The sequence below is a fragment of the Enterobacter sp. ku-bf2 genome (assembly GCF_001742765.1).
GTDB lineage: Bacteria > Pseudomonadota > Gammaproteobacteria > Enterobacterales > Enterobacteriaceae > Enterobacter > Enterobacter quasiroggenkampii.
The window spans coordinates 130850-144321 of sequence record NZ_MDVW01000002.1 but is presented as its reverse complement, the minus strand read 5'-3'; the positions used below and the strand labels follow the sequence as shown (position 1 = coordinate 144321).

The window sequence follows — 13472 nt, the reverse complement described above, 5'->3', positions numbered from 1 at the left end:
GACAGTTCGGTCCCTATCTGCCGTGGGCGCTGGAGAATTGAGGGGGGCTGCTCCTAGTACGAGAGGACCGGAGTGGACGCATCACTGGTGTTCGGGTTGTCATGCCAATGGCACTGCCCGGTAGCTAAATGCGGAAAAGATAAGTGCTGAAAGCATCTAAGCACGAAACTTGCCCCGAGATGAGTTCTCCCTGAGACTTTAAGTCTCCTGAAGGAACGTTAAAGACGATGACGTTGATAGGTCGGGTGTGTAAGCGCAGCGATGCGTTGAGCTAACCGATACTAATGAACCGTGAGGCTTAACCTTACAACGCCGAAGCTGTTTTGGCGAAGAGACGAACAATCAAAATTCAGCCTTGATACAGATTAAACAGAATTTGCCTGGCGGCTTTAGCGCGGTGGTCCCACCTGACCCCATGCCGAACTCAGAAGTGAAACGCCGTAGCGCCGATGGTAGTGTGGGGTCTCCCCATGTGAGAGTAGGGAACTGCCAGGCATCAATTAAGAAGAACCCCGTACCGGAAGGTGCGGGGTTTTTTGCTTTGCACGCCAGAAAACATGCCGGATGACGGCTTCGCCTTATCCGGCCTACAAAACCTGCAGGCCCGGTAAGCGCAGCGCCACCGGGCATGGCAGACCGCACCATCCTCTCCTTGAAACTTTCTCACCTTCTGCTTGCAGACTCGACATTCAAACCATTTCTGGGTATCGTTAGCTGTCTGGATGTCTAAACGTTTATACGTATGCTGTGAGGATACAAAGCTATGCCGATTCGGGTGCAGGACGAGCTACCAGCCGTCAATTTCTTGCGTGAAGAAAATGTCTTTGTGATGACGACTTCACGTGCGACAGGTCAGGAAATTCGCCCGCTGAAGGTGCTTATTCTCAATCTGATGCCCAAAAAGATCGAAACAGAAAACCAGTTCCTGCGTCTGCTGTCGAACTCCCCGCTGCAGGTCGATATTCAACTGCTGCGGATCGACGCCCGTGAGTCACGCAATACACCTTCTGAGCATCTGAACAATTTCTACTGCAACTTCGATGACATTCAGGGTGAAAACTTCGACGGTCTGATTGTGACCGGCGCGCCGCTGGGCCTGGTGGAATTTAACGATGTCGCTTACTGGCCGCAGATCAAACAGGTTCTGGAGTGGGCAAAAGATCACGTCACGTCCACGCTGTTTGTCTGTTGGGCGGTACAAGCCGCACTGAATATTCTCTATGGCATCCCCAAGCAAACCCGCACTGAAAAGCTCTCCGGCGTATACGAACACCATATTCTTCACCCCCATGCGTTGCTGACGCGCGGGTTTGATGATTCTTTCCTGGCTCCGCATTCCCGCTACGCTGACTTCCCGGCCCAGCTGATTCGTGATTACACCGATCTGGAGATTCTGGCCGAAACGGAAGATGGAGACGCTTACCTGTTTGCCAGTAAAGATAAGCGCATTGCCTTTGTGACCGGACATCCTGAGTACGATCCGCACACCCTTGCGTCAGAGTATTTCCGTGATGTCGAAGCGGGTCTGAACCCGGATGTCCCGTACAACTATTTCCCGAAAGACGATCCGCAAAACAAACCGAGAGCGACCTGGCGCAGCCACGGGAATTTGCTTTTTACTAACTGGCTCAACTATTACGTCTACCAGATAACACCATACGATCTGCGTCACATGAATCCAACGCTGGAGTAATCGTCTGCACTAAACGATCCTAAAGCGTTTCAGCTATTCAAATCAGGCACCTTCGGGTGCCTTTTTTATTTCCGAAATGTCGCTCATCATTCTTTAAAACTTTAATTTCAATAAAATCAATCAATTAATTGCAATTTATAATTAAAATGGAAATTGTTTTTGATTTTAGAAAAAATAGAGATAGTCTTAATTCTGCTGAGCGAAAACTACCCAACGATCTTTCGTTCGCATCGGGAGCGTGATTTTGGATCTTTGATGAGGAGCAGAGTAATGACTCAACAGGCAACGACGGTCGATGAACTGGCCTTTACCCAGCCGTATGGCGAGCAAGAACAGCAAGTTTTGACGGCAGAAGCGGTAGAATTTCTGACTGAACTGGTGACCCGCTTTACGCCGCAGCGCAATAAGCTGCTGGCGGCACGTATTCATCAGCAGCAGGAAATTGATAACGGCAAGTTGCCTGGTTTCATTTCGGAAACCGCTTCCATTCGCCGTGGCGAGTGGAAAATCCGCGGCATCCCTGAAGATTTACAGGATCGTCGCGTTGAGATCACCGGTCCGGTAGAGCGCAAAATGGTGATCAACGCCATGAACGCCAACGTTAAGGTCTTTATGGCCGATTTTGAAGACTCGCTGGCACCGGACTGGCGTAAGGTCATCGACGGACAGATCAACCTGCGCGATGCCGTAAACGGCACCATCAGCTATACCAACGAAGCCGGCAAAATATACCAGCTTAAACCGAACCCGGCGGTACTGATCTGTCGCGTGCGCGGGCTGCACCTGCCGGAAAAACATGTCACCTGGCGTGGTGAAGCCATTCCGGGAAGTCTGTTTGATTTTGCGCTCTATTTCTTCCACAACTACAAAGCCCTGCTGGCGAAGGGCAGCGGCCCGTATTTCTATCTGCCTAAAACGCAGGCCTGGCAGGAAGCGGCCTGGTGGAGCGAAGTCTTCAGCTATGCGGAAGATCGTTTCAACCTGCCGCGCGGCACCATCAAAGCCACCCTGTTGATTGAAACGCTGCCTGCCGTGTTCCAGATGAATGAAATTCTGCACGCCCTGCGTGACCACATTGTCGGCCTGAACTGCGGACGCTGGGACTATATTTTCAGCTACATCAAAACGCTGAAAAACTATCCCGATCGTGTACTGCCGGATCGCCAGGTCGTGACCATGGATAAACCGTTCCTGAGCGCCTACTCGCGTCTGCTGATCAAAACCTGCCACAAGCGCGGTGCCTTCGCGATGGGTGGCATGGCGGCCTTTATCCCGAGCAAAGATGCTGAGCGCAACAATCAGGTGCTCAACAAGGTGAAAGCCGACAAAGAGCTTGAAGCACGTAACGGCCATGACGGGACGTGGATCGCGCATCCGGGTCTGGCCGATACGGCGATGGACGTCTTCAACCGCGTGCTTGGCGACAATAAAAACCAGCTGTTTGTCACGCGTGAAGACGATGCCCCAACGGCTGAAGAACAGCTGCTGGCCCCGTGCGCGGGCGAACGGACGGAAGAGGGGATGCGGGCCAATATCCGCGTTGCGGTGCAGTACATCGAAGCGTGGATCTCCGGCAACGGCTGCGTGCCGATCTACGGCCTGATGGAAGATGCTGCGACGGCGGAGATCTCACGTACCTCTATCTGGCAGTGGATCCACCATCAAAAAACGCTCAGCAACGGCAAGCCGGTGACCAAGTCCCTGTTCCGCCAGATGCTGGCCGAAGAGATGCGGGTGATCCAGGACGAGCTGGGCGAACACCGCTTCAGCAGCGGACGCTTTGACGACGCTGCGCGCCTGATGGAGCAAATCACCACATCAGATGACTTAATCGACTTCCTGACCCTGCCGGGCTACCGCTTCCTGGCGTAACTCACCACATAACAATATGGAGCATCTGCACATGAAAACCCGTACCCAACAAATCGAAGAATTAAAGAAAGAGTGGACACAACCTCGCTGGGAAGGCATCCGCCGTCCGTACAGCGCGGAGGACGTGGTGAAATTACGCGGCTCGGTCAATCCGGAATGCACGCTGGCGCAAAATGGCGCGGCTAAAATGTGGAAGCTGCTGCACGGTGGCTCTAAAAAGGGCTACATCAACAGCCTCGGCGCGCTGACCGGCGGTCAGGCGCTGCAGCAGGCGAAGGCCGGTATTGAGGCGATTTACCTCTCCGGCTGGCAGGTCGCGGCGGACGCCAACCTGGCCTCCAGCATGTACCCGGATCAGTCGCTCTATCCGGCTAACTCCGTGCCGTCGGTCGTGGATCGGATCAACAACACCTTCCGTCGTGCGGATCAGATCCAGTGGGCGGCGGGCATCGAACCTAACGATCCGCGCTTTATTGACTATTTCCTGCCGATCGTTGCAGATGCGGAAGCGGGCTTCGGCGGCGTGCTGAACGCCTTTGAACTGATGAAATCGATGATTGAAGCCGGTGCAGCGGCCGTTCACTTCGAAGATCAGCTGGCGTCAGTGAAGAAGTGCGGACATATGGGCGGGAAGGTGCTGGTTCCCACACAGGAAGCGGTTCAGAAGCTGGTTGCCGCGCGTCTGGCTGCTGACGTGCTCGGCGTGCCGACGCTGGTCATTGCCCGTACCGATGCCGACGCGGCTGACCTGATCACCTCTGACTGCGATCCGTACGACAGCGAGTTCATCACCGGCGAGCGCACCAGTGAAGGTTTCTATCGTACCCACGCGGGTATCGAGCAGGCGATCAGCCGCGGTCTGGCGTACGCGCCGTACGCGGATCTGGTCTGGTGTGAAACGTCCACGCCGGATCTGGCGCTGGCAAAACGCTTTGCTGATGCCATTCATGCGAAGTACCCGGGCAAACTGCTGGCCTACAACTGCTCGCCGTCCTTCAACTGGCAGAAAAAGCTGGATGACAAAACGATCGCCAGCTTCCAGCAGCAGCTGTCCGACATGGGCTATAAATACCAGTTCATTACTCTGGCAGGCATCCACAGCATGTGGTTCAACATGTTCGACCTGGCGCACGCCTATGCGCAGGGTGAGGGCATGAAGCACTACGTTGAGAAGGTGCAGCAGCCAGAATTTGCGGCGGGCAAAGATGGTTATACCTTCGTCTCTCACCAGCAGGAAGTGGGCACCGGCTACTTTGATAATGTGACCACGATTATTCAGGGCGGCACCTCCTCCGTCACCGCCTTGACGGGTTCAACGGAAGAAGCACAGTTCTAATCTTTTCCCCCTCTCCCCCCTGGGGAGAGGGTTGATGGTGAGGGGGAATATATGTCGCGTGGCCTGGAATTACTGATTGCCCAAACTATTTTGCAGGGCTTCGATGCCCAGTATGGTCGTTTTCTTGAAGTGACCTCCGGCGCGCAGCAGCGCTTCGAACATGCAGACTGGCATGCGGTTCAGCAGGCCATGAAGCAGCGTATCCATCTTTATGACCACCACGTGGGTCTGGTGGTGGAGCAGTTGCGCTGTATTACCGACGGTAAAAGTCCGGACGCGGAATTTTTACTGCGCGTAAAAGAGCATTACACCCATTTGTTACCCGACTACCCGCGCTTCGAGATTGCGGAGAGCTTTTTCAACTCCGTCTATTGCCGGTTATTTGACCACCGCTCATTATCTCCTGAGCGGTTATTTATCTTCAGCTCCCAGCCCGAGCGACGCTTTCGTACCATTCCGCGTCCGCTGGCGAAAGATTTCTTCCCCGATCGCGGATGGGAAAAGCTCCTGCACCGCGTGCTTACAGATCTGCCGCTGCGCCTGCCCTGGGAGAATAAAACCCGGGATATCGGGTATATCCACGCCCATCTCAACGAAACGTTCGGTGCAGAGGTGCTCAGCCACAGCCATTTGCAGGTGGCCAATGAGCTTTTCTACCGCAATAAAGCCGCCTGGCTGGTGGGCAAACTGGTTACGCCGACGGCCATTGTGCCGTTTCTGCTGCCCATTCACCGCACCGACGGTGGGGAACTGTTTGTCGATACCTGCCTGACCACCAGCGCCGAGGCCAGCATCGTGTTTGGCTTCGCCCGTTCCTATTTTATGGTCTATGCCCCGTTACCTGCCGCGCTGGTGGAGTGGCTGCGCGAGATCCTGCCGGGCAAAACTACCGCCGAGCTGTATATGGCTATTGGCTGCCAGAAGCACGCTAAAACGGAAAGCTACCGGGAATATCTGCGTTATGTCACTACCGCTGATGAGCAGTTTATCGAAGCGCCCGGCATTCGCGGCATGGTGATGCTGGTGTTTACGCTGCCGGGCTTTGACCGGGTCTTTAAGGTGATTAAGGACAGATTCGCGCCGCAGAAAGAGATGACCGCCGCGCACGTCCGCGCCTGCTACCAGCTGGTTAAGGAGCATGACCGCGTCGGGCGCATGGCGGATACTCAGGAATTCGAAAACTTTGTGCTGGATAAGCAGCAGATCGATCCGGCACTCATGGCGCTTTTACTACAAGAAGCACCCGCCAAAATCACCGATCTTGGCGACAAGATCGTCATTAGCCATCTCTACATTGAACGACGCATGGTGCCGCTGAATATCTGGCTGGAGCAGTCCGAAGGTCAGGCTTTAAGAGATGCGATTGAAGAGTACGGCAACGCGATTCGCCAGCTTGCCGCCGCCAACATCTTCCCGGGCGATATGCTGTTTAAAAACTTCGGCGTCACCCGTCACGGTCGGGTGGTGTTCTACGATTACGACGAAATTTGCTACATGACCGAGGTGAACTTCCGCGATATCCCACCGCCCCGTTACCCGGAAGATGAGCTTTCCAGCGAGCCGTGGTACAGCGTTTCGCCGGGCGATGTGTTTCCCGAAGAGTTTCGCCACTGGCTGTGCGCCGATCCGCGCATCGGGCCGCTATTCGAAGAGATGCATGCCGATCTGTTTCGCGCCAGCTACTGGCGCGGACTGCAAACGCGGATCAAAAATGGGCATGTCGAAGATGTGTATGCATACCGCCGCAAGCAGCGGTTTTGCATCAGGTTTTCAGAGGGCATCATGTAGGCCGGGTAAGGCGAAGCCGCCACCCGGCAATGCATGCTTAACGAATCCCACCGTACGCCAGCGTCACTTCTTTCGCCGCCTTAATCACCAGCGCACCCAGCTCAGTGACCCGATCGTCGGTCATACGCGAAATCGGCCCGGAGATAGAGATGGCGGCAAACGGCTCGCGGTGCTCGTCAAAAATACAGGCTGCGATACAGCGCAGGCCGAGCGCGTGCTCCTCGTCGTCAAACGAATAGCCTCGCTTGCGGGTCAGGGCCAGATCTTCTTTCAGATGGACGGGTGACACCAGCGTGGCGTGGGTATAGGCGTGCAGCCCTTTACGGTGCAGCAGCCCCGTCACCTGCTCCTCGCTCAGCTGCGAGAGAAATGCTTTCCCCGCCCCGGACGCGTGCATCGGCAGCTTACCGCCAATCGGCGCGGACATGCGCATCAGCTGCGTGCACTGTACCTGGTCGATGATAATCGCCTGATGGTCGCTCTGGTCGAGCACGGCCAGATTCACGGTCTCGCCCGACTCTTCCATCAATTTGCGCAGAATCGGATGCACAATCGCCAGCAGGTTGCGACTCTGCAGGAAGCTGCTGCCCACGATAAACGCATGCGCGCCCACCGCCCAGTGTCCCAGCTCGCCCACCTGGCGGACAAAACCCAGCTGCTGCATGGTGGTCAGCAGGCGGTGTGTTGTGGAGTTCGGCAGGCCAGCCTGCTGGGCCAGCTCCGTCAGGGCCACGCTGCTGTGCGACTCGGCTATCCACTCCAGCAGCTTCAGACCGCGCGTGAGCGATTGAACCTGTCCGCCCTGTTGTGCGGCGGCGGTGGTGGCAGCAGGTTTTCTGCCGCGTTTAGCGGGAACGGTCGCGACCATGACGATCTCCTTTTTCTGTATCGTGGAAATCATTTTCGTTTTATTTGGTGAATTTGCAACCGTTATCCTGACTGATCGGAGGAGTGATGGTGAACATGTCTCATGTTACCGCTGAGCGGCTTTTCCACCCTGCGAGATTGTGCCAGTATGGAACGCAGCCTTTTGGCCTTGTTGAGCGTTGTCGGGAGCAAGTGTGAGCAGCAAAGTAGAGCAACTGCGTGCGCAGTTAAATGAACGAATTCTGGTGCTGGACGGCGGCATGGGCACCATGATCCAGGGCTATCGCCTGAGTGAAGACGATTTCCGCGGCGAACGCTTTGCCGACTGGCCCTGCGACCTGAAAGGGAACAACGACCTGCTGGTGCTCAGCAAGCCGTCCGTGATTAAAGATATCCACAACGCCTACTTCGAAGCGGGTGCGGATATCGTTGAAACCAACACCTTTAACTCGACAACCATCGCCATGGCGGATTACCAGATGGAATCCCTGTCGGCGGAAATCAACTTTGAAGCCGCGAAGCTGGCGCGCGCCTGCGCCGACGAGTGGACGGCCCGCACGCCGGATAAGCCGCGCTACGTTGCCGGGGTGCTTGGCCCGACGAACCGCACCGCGTCGATTTCACCGGACGTCAACGACCCGGCGTTTCGTAATATCACCTTTGACCAGCTGGTTGCGGCCTACCGGGAATCGACCAAAGCGCTGGTGGAAGGCGGTTCCGATCTGATCCTGATTGAAACCGTCTTCGATACCCTCAACGCCAAAGCCGCAATTTACGCGGTGAAAGAGGAGTTCGAGGCGCTGGGCGTTGACCTGCCGATCATGATTTCCGGCACCATCACCGACGCCTCTGGCCGTACCCTGTCCGGCCAGACCACCGAAGCGTTTTATAACTCCCTGCGCCACGCCGACGCGCTCTCCTTCGGCCTGAACTGCGCGCTGGGCCCGGATGAACTGCGCCAGTACGTGCAGGAGCTGTCGCGCATCGCGGAATGCTACGTCACCGCGCACCCGAACGCCGGTCTGCCAAACGCCTTCGGTGAATACGATCTGGATGCCGACACCATGGCGGCACAAATCCGCGAGTGGGCCGAGTCTGGCTTTCTGAACATCGTCGGCGGCTGCTGCGGCACCACGCCGGAGCATATCGCCGCCATGAGCAACGCCGTCGCCGGGCTGCCGCCACGCAGGCTGCCCGAGCTGCCGGTTGCCTGTCGCCTCTCCGGCCTTGAGCCGTTGACCATTGGTGAAGACAGCCTGTTTGTGAACGTGGGTGAGCGTACGAACGTCACCGGTTCCGCGAAGTTTAAACGCCTGATCAAAGAAGAGAAGTACAGCGAAGCGCTGGACGTTGCCCGCCAGCAGGTGGAAAGCGGCGCGCAGATTATCGATATCAACATGGATGAGGGGATGCTCGACGCCGAAGCGGCAATGGTGCGTTTCCTCAACCTGATTGCCGGTGAGCCGGACATCGCCCGCGTGCCGATCATGATCGACTCCTCCAAATGGGACGTGATCGAGAAGGGGCTGAAGTGCATTCAGGGTAAAGGCATCGTCAACTCCATCTCCATGAAAGAGGGCGTTGATGTCTTCATCCACCACGCGAAGAGAGTCCGCCGCTACGGTGCCGCCGTGGTGGTGATGGCCTTCGACGAAGTGGGCCAGGCCGATACCCGCGCGCGTAAAATTGAGATTTGCCGCCGCGCGTACAAAATACTGACCGAAGAGGTGGGCTTCCCGCCGGAAGACATCATCTTTGACCCGAACATCTTCGCCGTGGCGACCGGTATCGAAGAGCACAATAACTACGCCCAGGACTTTATCGGCGCGTGCGAGGACATTAAGCGCGAGCTGCCGCATGCCCTCATCTCCGGCGGCGTATCGAACGTCTCGTTCTCGTTCCGCGGTAACGACCCGGTGCGTGAAGCGATCCACGCCGTGTTCCTCTACTACGCCATCCGCAATGGGATGGACATGGGGATCGTTAACGCCGGCCAGCTGGCGATTTACGACGACCTGCCCGCAGAGCTGCGCGACGCGGTGGAAGACGTGATCCTCAACCGCCGCGACGACGCCACCGAACGGCTGCTGGACCTGGCGGAGAAATACCGCGGCAGCAAGTCGGATGACGCAGCCAACGTTCAGCAGGCCGAGTGGCGTGCCTGGGACGTGAAAAAGCGTCTGGAATATTCGCTGGTAAAAGGCATCACCGAGTTTATCGAGCAGGACACCGAAGAGGCGCGTCAGCAGTCAGCCCGCCCGATTGAAGTGATCGAAGGGCCGCTGATGGACGGCATGAACGTGGTAGGCGATCTGTTCGGCGAAGGCAAAATGTTCCTGCCACAGGTGGTGAAATCCGCCCGCGTGATGAAGCAGGCCGTGGCGTACCTGGAGCCGTTTATCGAGGCCAGCAAAGAGAAAGGCTCCAGCAACGGCAAGATGGTCATCGCCACCGTCAAGGGTGACGTGCACGACATCGGCAAGAATATCGTCGGCGTGGTGCTGCAGTGTAATAACTACGAGATTATCGACCTCGGCGTGATGGTCCCGGCGGATAAAATCCTCAAGACCGCGCGCGAAGTGAATGCCGATTTGATTGGCCTCTCCGGGCTGATCACCCCGTCGCTGGACGAAATGGTCAACGTGGCGAAAGAGATGGAGCGACAGGGCTTCACCATTCCGTTATTGATTGGCGGGGCGACTACCTCAAAAGCGCACACGGCGGTGAAAATCGAGCAGAACTACAGCGGCCCGACGGTGTATGTGCAGAACGCCTCGCGCACGGTGGGCGTGGTCTCCGCGCTGCTTTCCGACACCCAGCGCGACGAGTTTGTCGAGCGCACCCGCAAAGAGTACGAAACCGTTCGCATCCAGCACGGGCGCAAGAAACCGCGCACGCCGCCAGTTTCACTCCAGGCGGCGCGGGATAACGATCTGGCGTTTGACTGGTCGAGCTATACGCCGCCGGTCGCGCACCGTCTGGGCGTTCAGGAGGTTAGCGCCAGCATTGAAACGCTGCGTAACTACATCGACTGGACGCCGTTCTTTATGACCTGGTCGCTGGCGGGCAAATATCCGCGCATCCTGGAAGATGAGGTGGTTGGCGAGGAGGCGAAGCGCCTGTTTAAAGATGCCAACGACATGCTCGACACGCTGAGCGCGGAGAAAACCCTTAACCCGCGCGGCGTCGTGGGCCTGTTCCCGGCCAACCGCGTGGGTGACGACATCGAAATTTATCGCGATGAAACCCGCACCCACGTGCTGGCGGTCAGCCGTCATCTGCGTCAGCAAACCGAGAAAGTGGGCTTTGCTAACTACTGCCTGGCCGATTTCGTCGCGCCGAAGCTGAGTGGTAAAGCCGACTATATCGGCGCCTTTGCCGTGACCGGCGGTCTGGAGGAAGATGCGCTGGCGGACGCGTTCGAAGCGCAGCACGATGATTACAATAAAATCATGGTGAAAGCGATTGCTGACCGCCTGGCGGAAGCCTTCGCCGAGTACCTGCACGAGCGCGTGCGTAAGGTGCACTGGGGGTACGCGGCGAATGAAAACCTCAGCAACGAAGAGCTTATTCGCGAGAACTACCAGGGGATTCGTCCGGCACCGGGCTATCCGGCCTGCCCGGAACATACCGAAAAGGGCACTATCTGGAAACTGCTGGACGTCGAAGCGCATACCGGGATGAAGCTCACCGAGTCGTTCGCCATGTGGCCGGGCGCCTCAGTTTCAGGCTGGTACTTCAGTCATCCGGACAGCAAGTACTTTGCCGTGGCGCAGCTGCAGCGCGATCAGATTGAAGATTACGCCCTGCGTAAAGGCATGAGCGTGTCAGAAGTCGAGCGCTGGCTGGCCCCGAACTTAGGCTACGACGCCGACTAACGTCACTTTTCCTTACAACAAACAAGGCACCTCAAGGGTGCCTTGTCTCTTTCTTACGCTTAAACCCTTATACTGAACCTATGGAAAACGAATAATGATAAGGAGGAAAACCTTCCGTGCTGACCCTGTTACATCTGCTCTCTGCAGTCGCACTGCTCGTATGGGGCACCCATATCGTCCGTACCGGCGTGATGCGCGTTTTTGGCGCCCGTTTACGTACCGTTCTCAGCAGCAGCGTTGAGAAGAAGCCGCTCGCCTTCTGCGCGGGCATTGGCGTAACGGCACTGGTTCAGAGCAGCAACGCCACAACTCTGCTTGTCACCTCCTTTGTGGCGCAGGATCTGGTGGCGCTGGCCCCGGCGCTGGTCATTGTGCTGGGGGCTGATGTGGGTACCGCGCTGATGGCGCGTATCCTGACGTTTGATCTCTCATGGCTGTCGCCGCTGCTGATTTTTGTCGGCGTCATCTTTTTCCTCGGCCGCAAACAGACGCGGGCCGGCCAGCTTGGACGCGTGGGCATTGGCCTGGGGCTGATTCTGCTGGCGCTGGAGCTGATTGTGCAGGCGGTCACCCCGATTACCGAGGCCAACGGCGTTCAGGTCATCTTCGCTTCCCTGACCGGGGACATCATGCTCGACGCGCTGATTGGCGCGGTGTTTGCCATCGTCAGCTACTCCAGCCTGGCCGCCGTGCTGCTGACGGCCACGCTCACCGCCGCCGGGGCGATCTCCTTCCCGGTCGCGCTGTGTCTGGTGATCGGTGCCAACCTCGGCTCTGGCCTGCTGGCGATGCTCAATAACAGCGCCGCCAACGCTGCCGCCCGCCGCGTGGCACTCGGTAGCCTGCTGTTTAAGCTGGTGGGCAGCCTGATTATCCTGCCCTTTATCCATCCGCTGGCGAACCTGATGGACAACCTCCCGCTGCCGAAGGCGGAGCTGGTGATCTATTTCCACGTGTTCTACAACCTGGTGCGCTGCCTGGCGATGATCCCTTTTGCCGGGTCGATGGCCCGCTTCTGCGAACGACTCATTCAGGACGAACCGGAGCTGGATGCGCGCCTGAAGCCGAAGCATCTGGATACCTCCGCGCTGGACACCCCGGCGCTGGCGCTGGCGAATGCCGCACGTGAGACGCTGCGCATGGGCGACGCGATGGAAACCATGCTCGAAGGCCTGCAAAAGGTAATGCACGGCGAGCCGCGAGAGGAGAAAGAGCTGCGCAGACTGGCGGACGACATCAACGTGCTCTATACCGCCATTAAGCTCTACCTGGCGCGCATGCCGCAGGACGAGCTGGCGGAGGAGGAGTCCCGCCGCTGGGCGGAAATCATTGAGATGTCGCTCAATCTTGAGCAGGCCTCCGATATCGTTGAGCGCATGGGCAGCGAGATCGCCGATAAGTCGCTGGCCGCACGCCGGGCGTTCTCCGTTGAAGGCCTGAAGGAGCTGGAAGCGCTGCACGAGCAGCTGGTCAGTAATCTGAAGCTGGCGATGCTGGTCTTCTTTTCCAGCGACGTCCCGAGCGCGCGCCGTCTGCGCCGTAACAAGCATCGATTCCGCATTCTTAACCGCCGCTACTCGCACGCCCACGTTGAGCGCCTGCATCAGCAAAACGTGCAAAGTATCGAAACCAGCTCACTCCACCTCGGACTGCTGGGCGATATGAAGCGCCTTAACTCGTTGTTCTGTGCGGTGGCCTACAGCGTGATGGAACAGCCGGATGAAGATGACCAGCGGGATGAGTATTAATCCCCGGCGTGTTTGAGTGTTAGCCCAAAACCCAATGCTTTCATGACCGCGAGCGTGGTTTTGAGCGTTGGGTTTCCTTTATCACTGAATGACCGATAAAGCTGCTCACGTGATAAACCGGTTTGCTGTGAAATGTTCGACATGCCTTTGGCTCGCGCGACAACACCAAGGGCTTTAGCGATATATGTCGAGTCGCCTGTTTCTAGTGCATCAGCGATAAACACGGCGATTTCCTCGTCATCCACCAACGCGTTGGCGGGATCGTAAGGTGTTAATTTATGCATGCTCAT

The 13472-nt window shown here is 57.2% G+C and carries 8 protein-coding genes and 2 rRNA genes; 8 read left to right on the top strand and 2 right to left on the bottom strand.

Going from position 1 to position 13472, the window contains the following annotated elements; translation table 11 throughout:
- The 6 genes from BFG58_RS09490 to aceK all read left to right on the top strand — a co-directional run.
- A 23S ribosomal RNA gene (locus BFG58_RS09490) occupies nucleotides 1–306 on the top strand; the annotation flags it as partial.
- Nucleotides 307–379: 73 nt separating this feature from the next.
- Nucleotides 380–495: ribosomal RNA gene (gene rrf, locus BFG58_RS09485) — 5S ribosomal RNA — on the top strand.
- Between the two features lie 268 nt (nucleotides 496–763).
- Nucleotides 764–1693 carry a homoserine O-succinyltransferase gene (metA, locus tag BFG58_RS09480; protein WP_008503405.1) on the top strand — a complete coding sequence of 310 codons (930 nt, stop codon included), beginning with the start codon at nucleotides 764–766 and terminating at the stop codon, nucleotides 1691–1693.
- Between the two features lie 270 nt (nucleotides 1694–1963).
- Entirely contained in the window at nucleotides 1964–3565 is a 1602-nt protein-coding gene (gene aceB / locus BFG58_RS09475; protein ID WP_045909135.1) for a malate synthase A, read from the top strand.
- 31 nt (nucleotides 3566–3596) lie between these two features.
- Nucleotides 3597–4901, top strand: a complete 1305-nt coding sequence (gene aceA, locus BFG58_RS09470; protein WP_008503407.1) for an isocitrate lyase — start codon at nucleotides 3597–3599, stop codon at nucleotides 4899–4901.
- A gap of 51 nt (nucleotides 4902–4952) precedes the next feature.
- Nucleotides 4953–6689 carry a bifunctional isocitrate dehydrogenase kinase/phosphatase gene (gene aceK / locus BFG58_RS09465; RefSeq protein WP_069719712.1) on the top strand — a complete coding sequence of 579 codons (1737 nt, stop codon included), beginning with the start codon at nucleotides 4953–4955 and terminating at the stop codon, nucleotides 6687–6689.
- 37 nt (nucleotides 6690–6726) lie between these two features.
- Here aceK and iclR read toward each other — a convergent pair whose 3' ends face one another.
- Entirely contained in the window at nucleotides 6727–7557 is an 831-nt protein-coding gene (iclR, locus tag BFG58_RS09460; RefSeq protein ID WP_126534939.1) for a glyoxylate bypass operon transcriptional repressor IclR, read from the bottom strand.
- Nucleotides 7558–7750: 193 nt separating this feature from the next.
- Between iclR and metH the strand changes: the two genes are divergently transcribed.
- Together metH and BFG58_RS09450 are read left to right on the top strand one after the other, a co-directional pair.
- Nucleotides 7751–11434, top strand: a complete 3684-nt coding sequence (gene metH, locus BFG58_RS09455) for a methionine synthase (RefSeq protein WP_069719711.1) — start codon at nucleotides 7751–7753, stop codon at nucleotides 11432–11434.
- Nucleotides 11435–11550: 116 nt separating this feature from the next.
- On the top strand, nucleotides 11551–13182 hold the full coding sequence (locus tag BFG58_RS09450; RefSeq protein WP_048226411.1) for a Na/Pi cotransporter family protein: 1632 nt from the start codon (nucleotides 11551–11553) through the stop codon (nucleotides 13180–13182).
- On the opposite strand, the gene BFG58_RS09445 is transcribed toward BFG58_RS09450, so the two are convergent.
- Nucleotides 13179–13466 (bottom strand): addiction module antidote protein, encoded by a 288-nt coding sequence (locus BFG58_RS09445; RefSeq protein WP_021242718.1) that lies wholly within the window; start codon nucleotides 13464–13466, stop codon nucleotides 13179–13181. The two genes, BFG58_RS09450 and BFG58_RS09445, sit on opposite strands and share 4 nt — an antisense overlap.
- Between the last annotated feature and the right edge of the window lie 6 nt (nucleotides 13467–13472).